Origin of the sequence: Streptomyces sp. NPDC059743, from assembly GCF_042732975.1 — a bacterium.
GTDB lineage: Bacteria > Actinomycetota > Actinomycetes > Streptomycetales > Streptomycetaceae > Streptomyces.
Genome location: NZ_JBHWGS010000034.1, coordinates 1 through 20,105, shown reverse-complemented (window position 1 = coordinate 20,105; position 20,105 = coordinate 1). Strand labels below are relative to the sequence as shown.

Annotated in this window: 15 protein-coding genes and 4 pseudogenes; 9 read left to right on the top strand and 10 right to left on the bottom strand. The window is 66.6% G+C overall.

Features of this window, described 5'->3' with window-relative positions; genetic code table 11:
- Positions 1-232 precede the first annotated feature (232 nt).
- The 5 genes from ACFV6H_RS37425 to ACFV6H_RS37405 all read left to right on the top strand — a co-directional run bounded on the left by ACFV6H_RS37425 (position 233) and on the right by ACFV6H_RS37405 (position 6,468).
- Positions 233-1,849, top strand: coding sequence for a DEAD/DEAH box helicase (locus ACFV6H_RS37425; protein ID WP_385551302.1), 1,617 nt, complete (start codon positions 233-235; stop codon positions 1,847-1,849).
- Complete coding sequence (locus tag ACFV6H_RS37420; RefSeq protein ID WP_385551300.1) at positions 1,846-3,714, top strand: ATP-binding protein; 1,869 nt, start codon at positions 1,846-1,848, stop codon at positions 3,712-3,714. Before ACFV6H_RS37425 ends, ACFV6H_RS37420 begins: the two co-directional genes overlap by 4 nt.
- Entirely contained in the window at positions 3,711-4,622 is a 912-nt protein-coding gene (locus tag ACFV6H_RS37415) for a phospholipase D family protein (protein WP_385551298.1), read from the top strand. Before ACFV6H_RS37420 ends, ACFV6H_RS37415 begins: the two co-directional genes overlap by 4 nt.
- A 154-nt stretch (positions 4,623-4,776) precedes the next feature.
- The gene (locus ACFV6H_RS37410) at positions 4,777-5,451 is read left to right on the top strand and encodes a hypothetical protein (RefSeq protein ID WP_385551296.1); all 675 of its coding nucleotides are present in this window, start codon (positions 4,777-4,779) and stop codon (positions 5,449-5,451) included.
- 213 nt (positions 5,452-5,664) lie between these two features.
- Entirely contained in the window at positions 5,665-6,468 is an 804-nt protein-coding gene (locus ACFV6H_RS37405; protein ID WP_385551294.1) for a phosphoadenosine phosphosulfate reductase, read from the top strand.
- 133 nt (positions 6,469-6,601) lie between these two features.
- Here the strand turns inward: ACFV6H_RS37405 and ACFV6H_RS37400 are convergent, their stop codons facing one another.
- The 4 genes and pseudogenes from ACFV6H_RS37400 to ACFV6H_RS37385 form a co-directional block, all read right to left on the bottom strand.
- A complete protein-coding gene (locus tag ACFV6H_RS37400) occupies positions 6,602-8,041 on the bottom strand; it encodes a DNA phosphorothioation-associated putative methyltransferase (RefSeq protein WP_385551315.1) in 1,440 nt (479 codons plus the stop codon).
- 553 nt (positions 8,042-8,594) lie between these two features.
- Positions 8,595-10,445, bottom strand: a complete 1,851-nt coding sequence (locus ACFV6H_RS37395; protein ID WP_385551292.1) for a hypothetical protein — start codon at positions 10,443-10,445, stop codon at positions 8,595-8,597.
- A 28-nt stretch (positions 10,446-10,473) separates the two neighbouring features.
- Positions 10,474-12,801, bottom strand: a pseudogene (locus tag ACFV6H_RS37390) (trypsin-like peptidase domain-containing protein).
- Positions 12,802-12,875: 74 nt separating this feature from the next.
- Positions 12,876-13,202, bottom strand: coding sequence for a CU044_2847 family protein (locus ACFV6H_RS37385; RefSeq protein ID WP_385551290.1), 327 nt, complete (start codon positions 13,200-13,202; stop codon positions 12,876-12,878).
- A gap of 417 nt (positions 13,203-13,619) precedes the next feature.
- Here ACFV6H_RS37385 and ACFV6H_RS37380 point away from each other — a divergent pair, with 417 nt between their 5' ends.
- Positions 13,620-14,135, top strand: coding sequence for a hypothetical protein (locus ACFV6H_RS37380; protein WP_385551313.1), 516 nt, complete (start codon positions 13,620-13,622; stop codon positions 14,133-14,135).
- Here ACFV6H_RS37380 and ACFV6H_RS37375 read toward each other — a convergent pair.
- The 6 genes and pseudogenes from ACFV6H_RS37375 to ACFV6H_RS37350 form a co-directional block, all read right to left on the bottom strand.
- A complete protein-coding gene (locus tag ACFV6H_RS37375) occupies positions 14,068-14,883 on the bottom strand; it encodes an IS5 family transposase (RefSeq protein WP_385551288.1) in 816 nt (271 codons plus the stop codon). The genes ACFV6H_RS37380 and ACFV6H_RS37375 overlap by 68 nt on opposite strands.
- Positions 14,884-15,473: 590 nt before the next feature.
- Positions 15,474-16,096 (bottom strand): annotated as a pseudogene (locus tag ACFV6H_RS37370) (tyrosine-type recombinase/integrase); the annotation flags it as partial.
- Between the two features lie 26 nt (positions 16,097-16,122).
- Positions 16,123-17,325 carry an IS110 family transposase gene (locus ACFV6H_RS37365; RefSeq protein ID WP_385551311.1) on the bottom strand — a complete coding sequence of 401 codons (1,203 nt, stop codon included), beginning with the start codon at positions 17,323-17,325 and terminating at the stop codon, positions 16,123-16,125.
- Positions 17,326-17,562: 237 nt separating this feature from the next.
- Positions 17,563-17,908: pseudogene (locus ACFV6H_RS37360) on the bottom strand (hypothetical protein); the annotation flags it as partial.
- A gap of 83 nt (positions 17,909-17,991) precedes the next feature.
- Positions 17,992-18,192, bottom strand: coding sequence for a helix-turn-helix domain-containing protein (locus ACFV6H_RS37355; RefSeq protein WP_385551286.1), 201 nt, complete (start codon positions 18,190-18,192; stop codon positions 17,992-17,994).
- A 273-nt stretch (positions 18,193-18,465) separates the two neighbouring features.
- Positions 18,466-18,770, bottom strand: a pseudogene (locus ACFV6H_RS37350) (DUF3631 domain-containing protein); the annotation flags it as partial.
- Here ACFV6H_RS37350 and ACFV6H_RS37345 point away from each other — a divergent pair.
- The 3 genes from ACFV6H_RS37345 to ACFV6H_RS37335 all read left to right on the top strand — a co-directional run bounded on the left by ACFV6H_RS37345 (position 18,720) and on the right by ACFV6H_RS37335 (position 20,025).
- Positions 18,720-19,070: a hypothetical protein gene (locus tag ACFV6H_RS37345; protein ID WP_385551284.1), complete on the top strand. Its 351-nt coding sequence runs from the start codon at positions 18,720-18,722 to the stop codon at positions 19,068-19,070. The pseudogene ACFV6H_RS37350 and the gene ACFV6H_RS37345 overlap by 51 nt on opposite strands.
- A 317-nt stretch (positions 19,071-19,387) precedes the next feature.
- A complete protein-coding gene (locus ACFV6H_RS37340; protein WP_385551282.1) occupies positions 19,388-19,666 on the top strand; it encodes a hypothetical protein in 279 nt (92 codons plus the stop codon).
- Positions 19,663-20,025 carry a hypothetical protein gene (locus ACFV6H_RS37335; protein WP_385551280.1) on the top strand — a complete coding sequence of 121 codons (363 nt, stop codon included), beginning with the start codon at positions 19,663-19,665 and terminating at the stop codon, positions 20,023-20,025. The genes ACFV6H_RS37340 and ACFV6H_RS37335 overlap by 4 nt, the downstream gene beginning before the upstream one ends.
- Positions 20,026-20,105: the final 80 nt, after the last annotated feature.

Sequence of the window (20,105 nt, the reverse complement as noted above, 5' to 3'; positions counted from 1 at the left end):
AGGGGCAGGGGAGTTGAGTCAGAAAGCTCCGACCGGTCTGGCGGCGTCGACCGCCGTCCACTGGAATGCGCCGAGCTGGGCTCTTTTGTCAGTGGTCGGGACTAGGGTTGATCACGCGCTGGAGCCCCGCTGAACGGGGGCGCAGATGAGGCAGATGATCTGGCAAGGGGATGGGGTTGCGGACGGTAGGGGTACGCGGAGCCGATGAGGCGCGGACGAACTGGGGGTCACTGTGATCGGATCCCCGGGTATCGCGTTTCAGGCCGTCCTTGATGCGGCGCCGTTGGCCTACGTACGGCGTCTGCTCGGCGAGCACGCCTGCGAACTCCTCGAATTGCTGCAGGAGGGGTCCGATGAGAGGGCCATCCGGAAGGTGGCAGCGGCTGCTGTCTCTCCAGAGCAGTTGATCGGCGACGCTGAGGAGCGCGCGCAGCTGCTGGAGTTGCTTCCGGAGGACAAGAAGGCCGAACTGGCAGAGCGTCTTGGCTGGAACGGGCCCTCTTCGCCCAGAGCATTCCTATCCGCTCTGCTTTGGTCGCTTGAAGAGCGCCGCGCACTTCTTGGTTTCCTGGGGCTCGTCGTTGACCGAGCGCCTGAGGCTCCCGTGTCCTCGCGTAGACCTGCTGAGCCGAACTACAGTCTGTTCCCGCATCAGCGGCGTGCGGCCGGCAAAGTGCGGCGACTGCTCTACTCCAGTGAACGACGCACGGTACTGCACCTGCCGACCGGGGTCGGCAAGACCCGCACCGGCATGGACCTGATCTGTGACCATCTTCGACGGAATGACCCCACACTGGTCGTGTGGCTGGCCAGAGGTCGCGAGCTCCTCGAGCAGGCAGCGCTGGAGTTCGAGCGTGCGTGGGCCTCCCTGGGTAATCGAGAGGTCACCGTGGCGCGCATGTGGGGCGATGCTCCCATCGATTTTGATGACATCACCGACGGCATCGTCGTACTCGGACTGGAGAAGGCCGGTGCTGCGGCAAAGAGCGTGCCGGGCTTTCTCGACCAACTTGCGCTCCGTACCACACTCACAGTCTTCGACGAGGCCCATCAGGCCATCGCACCCACGTATCGCCGGGTAGTCGAAGCCCTCACTCTCCGCAGCGATTCCAGCCTCCTGGGGCTGACCGCCACGCCAGGAAGGACGTGGGCTGACATCTCCGAAGACGAGAAGCTCGCAGACTTCTTCGCACGCCAGAAGGTGATGCTGGAGATCGATGGCTACGACAACCCTGTCACCGCTCTCATCGAGCAGGGATACCTCGCCCGCCCGGACTTTCGTACGGTTGCGGCTGACTCCGGGATGAAGCTCAGCGCCCGGGACAAGCGAGCTCTCGCTGCGTCCTTCGATGTCCCCGACGAATTGATCGGGCGGCTCGCGGACAACGTGCAGTGGAATCTCCAGGTTGTTCGCACTGTGCTCGACCTCAGCGAACAGCACAGGCGCATTCTGCTGTTCGCCGCTTCGGTCGAGCACAGCCGCCTGATCGTCGCGATCTTGACCATGTTCGGAATCGACGCCGAGCAGGTCACGGGTGAATCCTCAACACGGCATCGCGATCGAGTCATCAACCGCTTCAAGGGTCCTGGAACCCGGCCAATGGTCCTGTCGAACTACGGCGTCCTCACCACGGGCTTCGATGCCCCTGCGGCGAGCGCCGCCGTCATTGCCCGCCCTACTCGCTCACTCGTGCTGTACAGCCAGATGGTGGGCCGCGTGATCCGCGGGCCCAAGGCCGGCGGCACCTCGACTTGCGACGTCGTAACCGTCGTCGACCCCGCGCTCCCGGGCTTCGGAGACGTGGCAGCCGCATTCACCAACTGGGAAGACGTATGGAAGGCTCGATGACATCCAAGTACTCGATCGTCACATCCGACCTGACGGTCAAAGCCCTGCAGGACAGCGGATACAAGTCGACGGCCCACGCCATCGCCGAGCTGATCGACAACGGCATCGAAGCCGGAGCCGACCTAGTAGAGCTGTTCGTCGTCGAGTCGACCGACCGTCCTTCGCAGCGATCACGGCACCGGGTCGAGAAGATCGCCGTACTCGACAACGGCAGCGGCATGGACCCCGAGACGCTCCGGCAGTCGCTCCGCTTCGGCGCGGGAACACGGCAACACCGCAAGGGAATAGGACGCTTCGGTGTCGGTCTGCCGAACTCCAGCATCTCTCAGTGTGACCGCGTCGACGTCTGGTCCTGGACCAATGGACCCGACAACGCACTGCACACGCACCTTGACCTCACAGAGGTGCGTGGCGGACTCGAAGAGGTCCCCGAGCCCAAGCTCGACGGCGTCCCGGACGAATGGCAGGCGCTCGCCGAAGGGTTGGGCACCAGCGGCACCCTCGTACAGTGGACGCAGCTGGAGAGGGTCCAGTGGCGTGGCGCGGAGGCAACTCTGGCAAATACCGAGAGCCTGATCGGCCGCATCTACCGTCGGCTGATCGCCGAAGGAACGCGCATCAAATTGGTCCCTGCCCGCGGGTGGGCTCCCTTGCCGGGCGTTCGTCCTGCACGCCCTAACGATCCGCTTTTCCTGATGTCCCCAAGCGCGACTCCACCTCCGTTCGACAGCAAGCCGATGTTCCGCCCCTTTGGCGCCGGCAACGTCGGCGAGATCGGCGTCGAGCAGTTCATGATCCAAGGAGCCGACGGCAACGAGTACCCCGTCCTCGTCCGTTCCTCGATCGCTGTCGACGCGGCGCGGCGTCCGGACATCGCAGGTGAGGAATGGCCCAAAGCGTATTCTCCGAGTCTCGCCCCAGGCGAGACTCCGTGGGGCAAGCACGCCCACAAGAACCTCGGTATCTCTCTGATCCGTGCCAACCGCGAACTCGACCTGGATACGAACTGGACAAATTCCTACGATCCGGTTGAACGCTGGTGGGGTGTGGAAATCGACTTCCCACCTGCGCTAGACGAAGTCTTCGGGGTCACGAACAACAAGCAAGCCGCAACGATCTTCTCCGATCTCGCCCACTTCAACTGGCGGGAAGAAGCCGCCGGCCTTACCTGGGACGAGTTCCGGGAACAGCTCCGCGAGGAGGGGGACCGACGACTCCCTCTTATCGAGATCGTCTATCACATCCGTGAGAAGCTGCTCGGCAAGCTGCGCTCCGACCTTGCCGACCAGACCCGGGGCACGCGTGCCAACCGGAAGCGGCACGAGGACGTGGAGACGCAGGCCGAGGAAGCTGTAAAGCGGCGCCGCGTGGAGACAAAGCCGAGCTTCACCGACACGCTCGCCGAGCAGGTCACCGAGGAAGAGAGCAAGGAGATCCAGCTCGAAAACCTCGTGGAGACCCACAAGTACACGCCTGCTGACGCACAGCGGATCATCGAGGAGTCGATCCAGCAGGGCAAGCACGTCCGCCTGTTGACAAGCCGCAACCCGGACTCGCCAGCCTTCTTCAACATCGACTACATCCCCAACCTGCTGCAAGTCACCCTCAACCAGGACCACCCGGTCTACGGCGACCTCATCGCCGTGCTCGACGGCGATATCGACGGCGCGAGCAAGGAAGAACTCGCAGAGCGGCTGCGAGGCGCGGCTGGAGCCTTCAAGCTCCTCCTCATGTCCTGGGCAAGGTTTGAGGACGAGCTGCCGGACAAGCCCCGGGAGCGGGCGAAGAAGATGCGCCAGGACTGGGGACGCATCGCCAGTGACTTCCTCGGCGCGGACGAGGCCGACGACGAGGACGATGAGTGACCCGAGACCACGTCTGGCGACAGATTGAGCAGCTCCTCCTCGGCGCAACTCGCGAAGTGCTCTTGGTGGCCCCCTTCATCAAGAAGGAAACCTTCCAGGCGGCCCTCGCAGCCGTGCCGGCCAGTGTGGAACGCGTTCAGTGCGTCACACGCTGGTCCGTCGCTGAGGTCGCGGCGGGCGTGTCCGACCCGGAAATCGCGGAACTCGCTGAAGCCGACGGGCGGGTGGACATCTCGCTCTGCCACAACCTCCACGCCAAGCTGTACGCCGCTGACGACCGTTGCCTTGTCGGTTCTGCCAACCTCACGGGCAAGGCAACCGGGCGGGTCCCGGCTCCGAACGTTGAGCTGCTCATCGAAGCCGAACTCGCACACCCCGAAGTGCGCCGAATACTCGACGACATCGACTTGGCGGCCGTGCCCGGAACGGTGGAGCTCGCGCGCCAGGTCCGTGAACAGGCTGACCTCGTGCGCGCCGATGAGGACGCCCCACAGATTCTTGTGATCGGCGAGAGCGAGACACAGGCGCGCTGGTTGCCGGAAACACGGAACCCGGAGCGCCTCTACCGGGTGTACAACGGTCGGCACCGGAACATCGCCAGCGACGTCCTAGCCGGAGTGCTGCGTGACCTCGTCCATATGGACATCCCCCCAGGGCTGTCCGAGCAAGACTTCGGGGCGGAGGTTCTTGACCGACTGCGCTCCTTGCCCGAAGTCCGCACGCTCGCAGAAAACGGGGCCTTGAACCTCGATGACGCGAAGAGGACGTTGATCGACGGAGGTCTCCACACACCGGATCAGGCGCAACGGGCGGTGGAAACGATCGCCAAATGGCTGAGCTACTTCGACGAGGTGTATCTCGTACCGGTTGGCCCGTGGGAGATCCGGCAAGGCAGAGAGATCAGGTGACGCGGTCGGCGGGCCGGCGGGCGTGTCCAACGGTCACCGGGTCACCGGCGCGCAGCGCGACCGCCGGTAGGGCACCGGGATTCAGCCGGGCTTGATGCATGAGCGATACCTTTAGCAGACTTCGTACTCTTCCTCGGGGCCTTCGCCTGTCACGATGATCGAAAAGGTGCTGATGGTGGCGGTACGCAAGCCGTATCTCCTTGGACACACCGAGATCGCTGCTCTGTACGGAGTGGAACGCCAGACCTCACAAAAGTGGAGAGCCGACGGGACGCTGGCAGAGCCCGACCTGGTGATCTCGGGGAATCCCTACTGGTTGTTGTCCACGGTGCTTCAGCTTGGCCACGACCACACTCAGGAAGCCACAGAGCAACGGTTGGCTGAGTACGAAGCCAGTATCCCTGGTGGGTATCGCGCCGACTTCTTGGAGCAACTCCCGGTCATCGTAGGGATCATGGAAGTGGCCAAGATCCTCGGCCGTGACAAGCAAGCGATCTCCCGATGGCGCCACCGCAAGCAGATCGCGGCATCTGACTTCGAGTTGTCAGGATCACCCCTGTGGCTCATCGACACCATCCTGACGGATGCGACTGCCCGTGGCCGTGCGGTGGTGCAAGCAGAAGTTGAGCGCCTTCGCACGGGAGCGCGTGGTTCTCAGAAGCCCCGGGGGCGCCGGATTGTGCCCCTGGCAACTCATCCTCGTCAGACGCCGCTGCCCGCCGCTCGGACGTTCACGAGTGACCAGGGCGACGAAGCCGCGAGCTTCCTAGCCGCGGCCTTTGCCCAGGGCCACTCCGTCGTGATCCGGCCCAAGCGCCAGAAGTCGTAGTAGAGCGGCCAGCAGCCCATGCGTCATCCAGTGCAGTACGACAGGGGCAATTTGCATCTCGGGGTGGAATGAACACTTGATCCCGTGGTTGACGTCTATAGAAACTTCCAGAGCTTCAGTGACCTCAACTGATCGGGAGCCCCCCATGTCGGACAGCTGCCTACGTGCCCTGCAACACAAGATCGAGGACGTTCCTTGCCACCGGGTCGCCGCATGAAGGTCATCTCGTTCGGTGGCGGAGTCCAGTCGACCGCCCTGTTGGTTCTCGCAGCCCGGGGAGAAATCGACTATCCAACCTTCCTGTTCGCGAACGTGGGTGACGACAGCGAACACCCTTCGACCTTGGCGTACGTTCGCGAAGTAGCCCTGCCGTACGCCACCCGCGCCGGGCTCGAGCTGCAACAGTTGGAGCGTCGCCGTCGAGACGGTTCCACCGAGACGCTGATGCAGAGGCTGAACAGGCCGGGCATCCGGTCGATCCCGATTCCCATTCGTATGGCCAACGGAGCCCCAGGCCGCCGATCCTGCACCGCCGACTTCAAGATCAAGGTCGTGGGCCGCTGGCTGCGCGAGCACGGTGCCACGGCGCTCACCCCGGCCACTGTGGGCATCGGTATATCCCTCGATGAAATCCACAGGGCTAACCGCCGACGCTGCGAGGCGCACGAGCGGATCGAGTACCCCCTCCTCGACCTTCACCTACGTAGAAGCGACTGCGAGCGCATCATCGAGGATGCGGGACTTCCGGTCCCGCCGAAGAGTGCTTGCTTCTTCTGTCCCTTTCGCACTGTTGATGCCTGGCGTCGCCAGCGGAGGGACGAGCCAGAACTATTCAGTGCGGCGGTTCGGCTGGAAGAGACGATCAACGAGCGACGAGCAGCAATTGGGCGAGACTCCGCGTACCTGACGCGGTATGGCCGCCCTCTTGCTGAGGCCGTACCGGCGCCCGGTGTTGAGGACGAGGAAGCTGAGGAAACTGGAGATGGTGGTTGCGACTCCGGATGGTGCATGACCTGATCCGGTGAGAGTGCGCGGAGGTGCTGGAGGTCGGGCGGTTCGTCCTCCAGCACCTCGGAAGACGGCGTACGGGTGCTGCGCAGCGCCGAAGCCTCCGTGGTGACGGCTAAGCCAGTTCCGTTCGCTGAGCTGGTCAACTCTCAGCGCGAAGGATCAACCGGTGTCCCCGCAGCGATCGGCCGGTGCGCGCGAGTTCCCGTTCCCAGCCCTCCTCATTACCGATGAGGTGCGGATGCTCGTACAGGCCGGCGCGTACCTCGGCCTCGGTCAACCGCTGGTATTTGGGGACATCTGGATCGTCCGGAGCAAGGAACTCGTGCTTTCGGTGAAGCAGGGGCCGGTTGGTCGAGGCGGCGTACGACAGGAAGGAAGCCTTCAGGGTCTTCAAGTCAACCGCGTAAGAGGTGGAGAGCCGGGGATGTGGATCCGAGTCGAACTCGGGGTAATCGAGCCAACTCACTCCACGGCCCTGGTGGCGGAGCTTGACGACGGACCACGCGGGAGGACGGCCAGCGGCAATGCTCGCGCACTGTTCATACAGACGCAGGATGGTCGGGATCCGGGGCATCGCCCGGCGGTGCACATACAGTGCGGTGGCCGTGAACTTGCCAGCCACTGACCCGTTCATAGCGCGACGTACATACGCGTCGTCGCGGAGCTTGAAGAGGAGCCGGTCCGCCCGCTTGCATGCCTCTGCGTAGGATGAGAAGAAGGCCTGGATGTCCAATTGAACAGGGATTGGAAGGCTGCTCGCCGGACCGCGACCATGGAAGAGTTCAACCGCAAGGAAGAGCAGGGTGTCGAGAGCTGAGCGCTCCGCGCCAGTCTCGACTTTCAAAGGATCGGCGGCCTGCTCGACGAGCCTCTTGAGTTCCTGCGGTCGCATGTGGCGAAGAAGCCCCATGACGGGGGATGGCATCTCCTCCAGTTGGGGAACCCGCCCACGTTGCTCCAGGTGATCCACGACGGCAGCGATCGCGGAGGCCGTGTCCTCGGACGCCAGCCAGGCGGCATCAGGCGTGATCTGACGCGCGAGATACGCGAGGCGCGTTTCGTCACTTCTGAAGGCGTAAACGATGCCGGGAGCCGCTGAGAGGCAGCGGACTCCTGTCACGTCCTGGACGAAGTCCCGAAGCTCGCTCGCAGCGAAGAGGTGCTGGAAGGTATTGCGACTGGTGATGATGCCGTCGCCATACTCTGTGCCCTTGACCTGGTTCCGTTCCCAACGCAGCCGGGCGGAAACGACGAGAGCGGCCTTCGTGTGCTCCCATGCCTTTGCGAGAGTTGCGCGCCGTTCATCAGGTTTCTCGATGACGTTGAGGACATACGTGAGCAGCACGACGTCGGAGGGCTTGAGATTCCCGTCAGGACGGTGCACTGGGTCCCAGCCAGAGACGTCGAGACCGAGGTGCTCAAGAGCGCGAACATCACCACCGCGGCCACAACCGTAGTCAAGGATCTCAGCGCCGTCGGTCATCTGCAGGTCCATCACGGCCTGACGGGCGGGGGCGGAGAGTCCCACCCTTCCGATGGCAGTCCGATGCCTATGGCTACTCCAAGGCTGCAGTGTCATCGGCGCTTCCCGTGAGTCGAGGGACAGATCGACGTACAGCAGCATTGAACCGTATGCCTTGCCGCTCGGCGGAGATCCAACCGACGAGGGCCGAGACCTTGGATGCCTCGCACGCCGCCAGCTCGTCGCCGTGCCGTGGAAGGCGCTCGATCGGCACCCACGGTTCTCGGCCCACTCTGGACAGCCAAACAGCCGTGTGCCACGTGTCAAACCGTACCGAGCGACGTCGACCCCGGTGAACCCGTGTCAGACCGCTGCCTGAAACTTGCTTGAGAAGTTGTTGCCGTTCGGATCTTTAGGGTGTGCGTCGAACGGGAGTCTCGATCGGGTGATCGCAGCTGGCCGCGGGCATGGAACAGGGCCTTTTGGTAGCTCGGGGTTGCGAAGCCAACCGGGACCCGGGAGACCTTGTTGCCGCAGTTGTACGTGCTCGCGCCGGTGGAGTTCATGCGCCGGAGGCTGGTGCGGGCGGTGGCGAGGTCGTCCTCAAGCTCAGTGACTCGCTCCTGGCCAGGGACATCGTGCGGATCCTCGTCATGGCTTCGGCCACAGCTCAGGGGCAGATTCGGTGGTAGGGGACTCCGTCGGGGACGTAGCGGCGCCATTCCCGTTCGGTCAGGGACCGGCCCGCGATCGTGCAGGCCTTGTCGGTGAGGGTGGCGAGGTCGTTGAAGGCGTCGGTGTCCCACAGCCGTACGGTCCCGTCGTCGCTGCTGGTGGTGAGGGTGTTCCCGTCCGGGGCGAAGAGAGCCGAGCGCAGGACGCCGGTGTGGCCGGTGAGTAGGGCCAGTTGTTGGTGGGTCTGGAGGTCCCACAGGCGTACCGTCCGGTCGTCGCCGGTAGTTGCCAGGGTCTTGCCGTCCGGGCTGACGACGGCCGACCAGACGATGCCGGTGTGGCCGCTGAGGGTGGCGAGGCGGCGGTGGGTGCGTACGTCCCACAGTCTCGCCGCGGCGTCCCGACCGCTGCTGGCGAGGGTTTTTCCGTCCGGGGTGAAGGTCACCGACTGCGCAGAGTCGGTGTGACCCGCGAGTGTTGCCGTGAGGCGGCGGCGCTGCACGTCCCACAGCCGCAGTTTGCCGTCCCAGCCAGTCGTTGCCAGGGTGCTCCCGTCCGGGCTGAAGGCTACGGAGCTGACCATTTTGGTGACCGCGTCGAGGATGCCGAGACGGCGGTGGGTCCGTGCGTCCCACAACTGTACGGACGAGGACTGGAAACCGCCGGTCACGAAGATCCTGCCGTCCGGGCTGAAGGTCATCCAGCCGACTCCGCCAGCGAACGACGCCAACTGCCGATGGGCCCGCACACTCCACAGGCGGGTCGTCCCGTCGATGTAACTGCTTGTGGCGAGGGTTTGGCCGTCAGGGCTGAAGCGGACGGACTGCACGGGGCTGCGGTGGCCGTCGAAGGAGGCGAGGCGGCGGTGGGCGCGTGCGTCCCACAGCAGGACCGCCGGATCGTCATTGCTGCTCGCGGCGATGAACCGGCCATCCGGGCTGAACCGTACCGTGTTCACCTCGCCGGTGTGCCCGGTCAGGCGGCCCAGCGTGCGCTGCGTGCGGGCGTCGCGCAGGCGCACGGTCCCGTTGCCGTCACCGGTCGCGACCACTTTCCCGTTCGGGCTGTAGGCCGCCGGGCTTGCCGAACCGCGTGGCCCGGCGAAGGTGGCGCGCGGCCGCCCGGCCCGCATGTCCCACAGCCGGACCGTGGCATCCCCGGACCCGCTGGCCAGCGTCGCGCCGTCAGAGCTGAACGCGAGTGCATCCACATACCCAGTATGGCTGCTCAGCGCGGTCACGGCCGTGCGCTCCTGCACGTCCCACAGCCATACGGAGCGGTCCTGGCCGCTCGCCAGGGTCCGGCCGTCCGGGCTGAAGGCCAGGGCGGACACGGTGCCGCTGTGGCCGGTGAACGTGGCCAGTGAGCGGTGCCTGCGCACGTCCCACAGGCGCGTCGTGGCGTCGCTCGCCCCCGTGGCCAGCGTGCCGCCGTCCGGGCTGAACGCCAGCGACTGGACCCAACCCGTGTGGCCCTTCAGCGTGGCGGTGCGGCGCTTCTCCCGTACGTCCCAGAGCTGCACCGCAGACTTGTTGCTGTCGCTGGTGCTGTAGCCGGTGACGGCAAGGGTGCTGCCGTCGGGGCTGAATTCGAGGAGGGAGGGCCGGGCGGCGTCGTCGTCGGGGTGGGCCTGGAGTTCGTCGATCTTCTGATGGGTACGGGCGTCCCAGAGCAGGACCTTGCCCTTCTGGCCGCCGGTGGCGATCGTGCCTCCTTCCGGGCTGAAGAGCGCCGGGCTCCCCGCGCCGGTCAAGACAGCGGTCTGCTTTCGCGTGTGGGCGTCCCACAGCCGTACCTTCCAGCCGTTATGGCTGGTGACGAGAGTCCTGCCGTCGGGGCTGAACACCGCCGTGTGTGCCTGGCTGCTGTGGCCGTCAAGTGAAGCCAGCTGCCGGCGCCTTGCGATGTCCCACAGTCGTGCCGTGCCGTCGTTTCCGCTGGTCGAGGATCTTGCCGTCCGGGCTGAAGGCGGCCGAATTCACCTTTCCCGTGTGTCCCGTGAGTGTGGCCCGTAGGGGTGAGGAGACCGTGGACAGGAGCTGGGCGCGGGTCTCCGGAGTCGGGGAGATGCGCTGAGCTGCAAGGGCGAGCCGAGCCGCCAGGGCCGGGTCGGCGTTGGCGTGCTGCTGGCTCTGCCCCGTTAGGTTCCGAGTGGCGGCGAGGGCCCGCTGCTCGTTGCTGCTGCGGGCGTTGAGGGTGGCCAGGCCGGCCGCGACGAGGACGAGCGCGGTGAGCACGGCGAAGCCCGCGAGGGCAAGGCGGCGCCGACGGGCGAGACGCTGCTGGACCTGGGCGCTGGCCTCGACGAACTCAGCCTCCTCGGCGGGTATTTCGGCGACGCGTTCGCCGATCCACCGCCGCGCCTCCGCGATCTGCTCCCTGCCCAGGGCCAGTTCGCGCGGGCGGCCCTGCTCCTGCCAGGCCCGCAGGGAACGGCGCAGCGCCTCCTGCCAGCTGCGGAACTCCCGGTTCCCCTCGACCCAGCGTCGCAGCCGAGGCCATTTCTCCACCAGTGCCTGGTGCGCGAGTTCAGCGGTGTCCCGCCCTGTCGGGCGGCGGGTCACTACCACCAGCCGCGTGCTGGCCAGCCGGTGGATCAACGCCCAGTCGCCTGCGGAGAACTCGGTGCGGGCGGCGACCCGGCGGGTGTCCGGACCGCGCTCCCCGGCGTCCAGATGCTCGCCGGGACGGACGAGCTGGATGAAGATCCGCTCCAGCGCCTGTTGCTCGGCCTTGTCTGCCCAGTCCCACAGACTGTGCTCCGCTTCTCCCGCCAGGGCCCCCTCCACGCCACCGAGCTCCTGGTACGCGGTGGTGGTCAACCACCCGCGTTCCTGTCGCTCCCACAGTCGGCTCAGGGCGTACTCCAGCATCGGCAGCGCGGCTGGGCCTGGTGGGGTGTCCCGCAGTAGCTGCTCGACCAGGCCGTCGGCGAACCGGACCCCCGCGTGCCCCTCCAGCGGACAGGTGATGGCCTCTCGCAGCTGCGTCCGCGTCATCGGCTGTACCACCACGGAGGTGGCGTCCCACGCCGTACGGAGGTGGGGGAGCTGCTCGATCTGCTGGAGGAAGTCGATCCGGGTGACGACTACGGCCTGGGCGGGACGGCTGCCGTCCGTGCGGCGGGCCGTCAGAACCCCCAACATGGCATCCAGTCGGCGGGCGGTGTCGGGCGCGTCCGCGAGTAGCGTTTCGAACTAGTCGGCCACCAGCACCAGCCGGGGCCGTCCGCCGTGGCGGGCCAGTATCTGCTCCACGGCAGTACGGATGCCCTGCTCGTCAGTGAGCTGCCGGGCCAGCGCCAACCAGCGGTCGTGCCAGCCTGCCTGCATGGTGTCCGCGTCTCCCGCCGAGGCCAGGGCCCAGGCCAGCAGTTCCTCGGCGGTGAGGCGCAGCCCGTGGGGCAAGTGGGCGATCAGGTACCGGTCGCTGTCGAGGTGCCCGAGCAGGCCGGCGCCGACCAGCGAGGACTTGCCGACGCCGGAGGGTCCGAGCACAGGCAGGATGGGTACCTGCTGCTCGAGGAGTTCGATCAGCTGCTGCGTCTCGTTCGTACGGCCGTGGAAGACGGCGCGGTCGTGCTCGGTGAACGGCAGCAGTTCGCGGTATGGGCTGTCCGCCAGCAGCCTTCTGCGCAGCTCGGGCCACTCCCGGGTGAGGGACTCCACGGTGAGGGCGTAGCCGGTCCGGCGCCGCTGGTCCCCCTCGACGGCGACGACGATGCCGATGACACCGCCGTATTCCCCGTCCCACACCGGCGCCCCGCTAAAGCCGCCTGCCAGCAGGTACGGTGCCTCTTCGTCGCAGGTCAGCTGCCACCAGCCGGTACCCTCGCGGCCCTCGACGGTGCCGCGGGTCCAGATCCCGGCGTCCTTGCTGCCGCCTCGTCCCGGGTACTTCGGGAAGCCGAAAGCCCGCCAGCGGTGCCCAGCCAGGTCCTCCGCCTCCACGATCCGCAGGGGTACGGCACCCGGCGGGGGCTCGCCGCTCAGCTGCAGGACGGCGACATCGCCGCTGCTGTCACCGGCCACGGGAACGCTGAAGTGCACGGAGGCCATGGCCTCGGGACGCCCTGGCAGCAGCGGGAAGTCGAGGGTGACCGGAAGGAGGTCCGGCAGCGGTTCGTCGTCCGGGAGGCCTGCGGTGGAAGCGACGACATGGGCGCACGTAAGCAGCAGCCGGTCGGGGATCAGGAACGCCACCCCGACCGGACGGCCGTCGTGGAGCACCCGGGCCGTCCCGCGCTCCCACGCGGAGTCCGGCCCGCCTGCCGGCGTCACCTGCCGCCCTCGGGGCGGCCCCACTCCAGCTCCAGCTTGATGTGCGCGTCCCCGGATCCCTTCGCCACGACCAGGCCCGCCTCCGCTGTCACCCGCAGTCCGAACTCCGCACGGACGTGATCAGGACTGCGCGGCAGATCCGCCAGCCGCTCCAGCATCGTCGCGGCCACCCGCTGCACCCGGGCCATGCCCGACTCGAACGTGTCGGCGGACGTCTCGAAGAGCTCGTCGCCGCGACTCGCCCGGATCACCCCGGAACCCTGCTCGTCGGACAACTCGACAACGAAGACCTCACCGTCCTCGAAGGGGACACTCAGGTACACGCGACGACCTCTCTGCTGCTCCATCAAGTCACTTGCGAATCAAGGAAGTTGAGCTGATCTTCTCGGCCTGCCATGGTAGCTGCGATCTCCGGCAGCGGCCCCTTTCCCGGCGTTCCTGAGTTATGTGTGACGAATCTCTGTGGGCTCGTGCATCGTGAAGTTGCTGGTCGTGGGGGTGTGTGATCGGTTGGGAACGAGACCGCGTTCATCGCGGCTGTCCAGGGTCGGCATGGTGTGCTCCTTCAGGTGTGCCATGCGTTGCCACCCCCGCGCCCCACCATCGGCCCCTCCAGCTCAGAGGCGGTTCTTTTTCCGAACCTCGGGTGAGGTCTTCGTTGGGCAGGTGTGAAGTAGCTGCTGCCGCGGGAGCCTGGGCTTGTTGCCGGGCGAGAGGTCGTGGGGGTGCGGATGCCGTCGATGCGGGCGGTTCTGGAAACGCGGCAGAAGGCTGCAGCCGCGCAGGTGAAGCAACTGGAAGCCGAGCTGGAACGTGTGCGGGCGGCTCTGGCGGACGCCGAGGAGGTGCACCGGCGCCGGGTGATCGGCCTGGAGCAGTACTTGGAGGCGCTGGCCGAGGGGGATGCACCCTCCGATGTGTCCGGTGAGGTGTCGCGGGGAAAGCCGGTCGGACCGCGCCGGGCGGTGCCTCACCGGCGGCACGCGAGTGAGGTGAAGGAGCTGTCGCCGGACTATCAGACGTTGATGGCCGCCGCGGTCGATGCGGGAGACGGCGGGCTGGGTGCCCGGCGGGCGGCGGTGGTGCTGGGCTGGGACAGTGGGTCCGCCTCTCGCGTCGAAGGCGTGAGGGCACGGCTGAAGCGGCTGGTGGAACGGGGCTGGCTGGTCGAGGCGAAGCCGGGCAGGTTCACGCTGCCTCTGCCAGTCTCGGAGCAGGACGCTGCTGGTGCCGGGCGGCCGGGCGGCGGCTCATGAGCATGGTCATCGACCACAGGACGACGGCTTCGCTGGTGTCGGTGCGCCGTTCGTAGTCCCTGACCAGGCGCCGGCTGCGCAGGCACCAGGCGAAAGATCGTTCCACGACCCAGCGGCGGGGCAGGACCTGGAACCCTCGGGTGTCGTCGCTGCGGCGGACGATGTCGAGGACGACTCCGAGCTGCGTTGCGCTCCAGTCGACGAGGTGGCCGGTGTAGCCGCCGTCGGCCCAGACCCGTGCCGGCCGCCCGAAGCGGTCCGCCGCCGTCGACAGCAGGATGCGGGCGGCGTCCCGGTCGGTGGTCGACGCCGGGGTGACCAGCACGGCCAGCAGCAGACCGAGCGTGTCGGTGAGCAGGTGCCGCTTGCGTCCGTTGACTTTCTTCCCGGCGTCGAAGCCCCGCGAAGTGAGGGCGACGGTGGCGTCCGCCTTCACCGACTGCAAGTCGATGACCGCCGCACTCGGCTCCTGTTCACGCCCCTCGGCCCGGCGGACGGCCTTGCGCAGCCGGTCGTGCAGTTCGGCCACGAGTCCCGCGTCCCGCCAGCGGGCGAAGAAGGCATACACGCCTGGCCAGGGCGGAAAGTCGGACGGCATCGCCCGCCACTTGATGCCGTTGTCGACGAGGTAGCGCACCGCGTCGATCATCTGCCGGTGGCAGTAGCCCTCCGGACGCCCGCCCCGGCCTGCCAGCCATCCCGGCACCGGCAGCAGATCCCGCACCAGAGCCCACTCGGCATCGCTCATGTCCGAGCCGTACCGGGGCCGGCGTCCCGGCGGGTCGGCCGCGTTCCCGAACCTGTGGGCGAGACAGTCACACCCAGGAGTGGACGGACTGGACCCGGCAACCGTGACCGCGCGACACTTCGACAACAGGGCCTCTTGCTCCTCGCTGGACTCGACATCCGCGAGCTACCAAGAGGCCCTTCTTCCATGCCTCCACACCGAACAACTCACCCGGACCACGCCAATGTTCGAACCCCACCGACCACCCGAACGGATAGAGAACAGCCAGTTAGTCAAGGCCGCTTGAGGTCGGAGCGTCCGCAAGAAGGTTTGTGGAGGGCCGACAACCGCTGTGATCTGGCTCCCTGTCACCCGCGAGTCCGCCTTGGTGGCCATCCGGTGGCCGGATGCCTTTGGACGGTCCGGCACGAGGCGGCATGTGGCAACCCGGTGGACCTCTTCTGACCAGCAAGAACATCACTCGACAGCATGGCCCGGCACCACGCAACATGAACGCTCACGGTCTCGTAATGCGTAGGTCTCGGGTTCGAATCCCGAAGGCGGCTCCGTGAAAGCCCAGCTCAGATCCTGTCTGAGCTGGGCTTTTTCGTTCAGCGGATGCGACGGCGACGCCGGGCGCGCGCCGCGCGGGTGTACGCGGTCTCAGTCTTGGTCTCAGAAGCGGGTTCGGCGGTTGGGAAGAACGTGTCTCCCCTGCGCTGCATGGTGTCCTTGGAGAGGGTCGACCGGCCTTTGACGTATCGGCGGGTCTGACTGATCTGGGTGTGCCGCAAGATCTCCATGATGGTCATCAGGTCCACTCCCAGCTCATTCAGAATCGTGCCTGCGGTGTGGCGGCTTCTGTCGTACAGACGTCGATCGCTGATGCCCGCCTCGGCAAGGAGTTCCTTGAGTTCCTCCCAGTCGGCGCGGGGATCGAGCGGCCGGCCGGTCGTGTGAACACCACATCGCACTCCTGCCAGGCATCGCCCGCCGTGGCCTTTGCTTCCTCCTGACGTGCCCGGTGCTCGCGCAGAGGCGGAACGAACGGTGGTGGGATGGGGACGGGGTTCTGGCTCTTCTTGGTCTTGGGGCGGGTGAAGGCGAGTCCGCCGTCCTTTCTCTGTGGGCAGGTGCTCGCATGGCGGGTACATGTCTTCGGGCACGGCTCGGGACACTCGCGCTTGTAGCCCTTGTGCGTCGTGCAGTCCGGCGGGCACGGTTCGAAGCGGTGACGGGGGGGTGCCCCTATGGGTTTCGTCAAGCTGATGGGGCGGGCTGTGGGTCGTAGAAGGTGCCGTCGCGGAGCATCGCGAAGAGCACGTCGGCTCGTCGTCTTGCGAGGCAGAGGAGGGCTTGGGTGTGGTGTTTGCCCTGGCTGATCTTCTTGTCGTAGTAGGTCCGGGAGACCGGGTCGGCCAGAGCCGCGAACGCGGACAGGAAGAAGGCCCGTTTGAGCTGCTTGTTTCCACGGCGGGAGGGTTGTTCTCCGCGGATCGAGGAGCCGGAACTGCGGGTTGTGGGGGCGAGGCCGGCGTAGGCGGCGAGGTGGGCGGCGGTCGGGAACGAACTAGCGTCGTCGACGTCGATGAGGATGCGGGCTCCGGTCCTGACGCCGATCCCCGGCATGGACGTCAGGACCTTCGAAAGAGGGTGGTTGTCGAGCAGTTCCTCGATCCGAGTGGCCAAGAGTTTCCGCTGGTCAAGCACCGCTCGGAGCGAGCTGGCGAGGCTGGGGACGATAAGAGCGGCCGCGTCGGTGCCCGGGACGACGACGGTCTGTTCGTCCAGGGCGGTGAAGATGTCCTCGACGAGCCGCTCGGCCATCCGCGGTGCCTTCGGACGTATCAGCGCAATGAGCCGTCGGCGTCCGGCTTTGCGGATCTGGGCCGGGGAGCCGAACTGGTCGAGGAGTTTGAGCACGGCCGGGTGCTGGACGCGTGGGCCCAGGACCCGTTCCAGCGACGGGTGGATCTGCGTCAGCAGGCCTCGCAGGCGGTTGCTGATACGGGTCGCTTCGCCGGCCAGGTCGTCGTCGAAGCCGACGATCATCTCCAGCTCGGCGATGGTCTCGTCCTGGAGGTCGACCGAGCGGAGTGTGTGAGGCATGACGCGGGCCGCGTCGGCGATGACGAAGGCGTCGCGGGCATCGGTCTTGGCCTCGCCGGGATAGAGGTCGGCGATCCGCCGCATGGCCAGGCCGGGCAGATAGGCGACCTGGCAGCCCATGTCCCGGGCCACCGCCAGAGGCAGAGCCCCGATCGAGGCCGGCTGGTCGACCACCACGAGCACGGTCCCGTGCTTGGCCTGCAGCTTGCCGAACACTTCCCGGAGCCTGGGCTCGCTGTTGGGCAGCCGCTTGTCGAAGGCTTTCTTCCCGGCCGGGGTGACGGCGGCGGCGTGGTGTTCGCCCTTGCCGACGTCCAGGCCGAGGAAGGCGCCGATGTCACTGACGTCGATCACGTGTGTCCTTCGGTCGTCCTCGCCCGGCCGCCCCACGGCACCGATCGCCACATCCACATTACGAAGAGCCTCCCGACCTGCGAAGAAGCCGGTGGTCATGCCCCTAATCAGCGGTCTGTCGATGCCTCCGGAGCCGGTGACACCACCCCCCAAGACATGCGATCGACAGGGGGAGAAAGTCATGCCAACTCCGAAGGCCGGGCGCCCCATTGCGGGGCTACCAAGAAGGTAATGGGGGGAGCCGCAGGCGTGCGGGTCAGTGCAGCCGTGACGCCATGTGAGGCGTTGGAGCTGCCAACGCGGGTGGAACAGTTCGGCGTCGAGGTCAACGTACGTCCAGCGCAGGCCCAATGTTTCTCCCTGCCGGAAGCCCATGCCTACTCCGACGATCCACCGCATGAATGTGGGCCGCTTGGCTGCCGCGACGAGGAACGCCTTCGCCTCTTCTTGTGTGAGGCTCGCAATCGTGGTGAGGTGCGTCTTCATCCACCCCTCCACGGTCCGGGCTCCCGTCGTTCTTCACGCTCATGGTGACGCGGCCGTGCCACCACCCGTCACCGCCCAGGTAGACGGACGACTCCATGTTCGGCTTGCGGGGGGCTCATGTGTTCCTCCATGCGAGAGGCGGCCCCGGATGCCACCAGGACCGCCTCGGTGGTTCTTGGATCAGATGGACTGCGGCTGGAGCTGGGCCACGAAGGCGTCGATGTCCGCGCGGCGGATGCGCCGGGAGTGGCCCAGCTTGACGAAGGACAGGGCGTCGGCGGTCATCAGTCCATAGACGGTTGAGCGCCCACACGACAGCAGCTCGGCGGTGGCTTCCACGGTGTAGAGAACCCGGTCGGTGGGCTTGGCGACGGTGGACATTGCGCTTGCCTCCTCGGCGATCGGGCGAGAGCTTCCCCAGCACGCCTCTCAGAAGTCCGCTACATCCGCTATGCCGCTACGTGCCTGGTCAGGTGCGTGATCGGCGTAGCGGATGGCGTGGATGTAGCGGCTACGGCAGCTTTGGGCCCCTGTTTCGCTTGGGTGCGGGTTGGCTGTCGTAGCCGCTACATCGTGGGTTGTCCGCTACGTGGAAAGGGCCTCTGAGCTGCTGTGCAGCGGTAGCAGCGCATGTAGCGGATTCTGCGGAGCGGGTTACGGGGGGCGGGGGCAGTAGCGCTGCCAGGCGTCGTGCAGGTCCTCGCTGTAGTAGCCCTTGAGGCCCCCGGACGCGCGGATGTTGCGTGAGGCGATGGGGGTGTTGTCCGCCGTCATGTACTCGTGCAGCATCCGGGAGAGACGTCGGGAGCCGAGGGGCTTGCCGCTCATGTCGGCCCACGGGGCGCCATCAAGGGCGTTGAGCCGGTCGATGATGGCGATGTGGGCAGCCGGTCAACGCCGACCATGATGTGGTCGCGCAGATCGGTCAGCAGCCGGATGCCAAGGCTGCCCTTGTCGTCGTTCTGCAGGAGCTCAAGGTCTTTGACTCTGCCTTCGGTACTGGTTTACTGCGCCGCCAGATCGCGGCGACCTACGACTACCTCGCTCCACTCTCGGTTACGGGACACCTTGAAGTGCGTGGCTACAGCGTTCCCCACATCGGCCGGGTTGTCGCAACCGAACGGGTCCTCTACCTGACTCCGTACACGGCGGACCAACATGGCAGGGAGTCGCCTGTGATCAAGTACCGCCGTGGAGAGACATACGACGTCCTGATGCGTCTGATGGACAAGCTGTGGGCGGCGTCCGGACCTGCGTGACCGCTCTGGGCCGGTCGAGTCTCTCTCGCTCCGGATCGCGCTGCAGCCCCGACCTCGGCCGCCAGGTTCCCAGCTGGAGGCGGCGTGATCAGAGGTCCGCCGGGAGCGCTGTTCGTGTGGCGGTCTGGCGACGGCCACAGGCGCTCCCGGCAGCCTGGCGGTCGGAGCATGGTGCCCGGACAGCCGACGCGTGGCGCCGGGGGTGTGCATGCGGTGCGGCCGGTGCGAGTCGATGCCCGCATCATCGCGGTGGCCGCACAAGTGGCGGGTCGCCCGGTGATGGCCGCCGCCCAAGTCGGCAAGTACGCTAAACGGCGATGGCCGCACAAGGCCGCTGTCCGTGCCGTCCACCAGTCCGGCAAAGTGACGACCACCGCAGCCGCGGCCGTCGTCGCCGAGACACAGCGCCGCCCCTCACCCTGCGCATCGGCACGGTCAACACCACAGCCGCACCGGTCACCCTCTCCTGGAAGGTCACCGACAGCGCCGCCCTCAAGGAAGTGCGGCTGACCGCCCCGCTGGTCAAGACCTACGGTCCGACCGTCACCAGCACTGCACACACCGCCAAACCCGGGTCGCAACCACTTGGTCGATGACCGGCTACGACCATGGGGGCAACACCGCGGCCATTTCCGTCTTCGCGACACCGACCATCCTCCAGGAGACCTCGACCACCAGGACCGGCGCTTGGACAAGCAAGTCGTTCACCAGCTATCGGGGCGGTAAGTCCCACTCGAGCTCCACCAAGAACGTGTCCTTGACCTGGACCTTCATTGGCCGGTCCGCCGCGCAACTATGTCGACGGCGTCACGACGGCCGGTGTCGACCTGAAGTCGTCCACCACCCTGTTCCGGACGCGATCGTGAAGATCGTGGTCGCCGGAACCGATCCCGCACGCCGTACACACAGCTCTGCCCCGCCACTTCGGGTGATGCTGTTGGTTAATTCGGGCTGAGCGTGACGTCGGCCTTCAAGACCTGGTTGAGGTCTTGGGGGCGGGCGGTGTGGGGGGGGGTGGGGGGGGGGGGCGGTGGA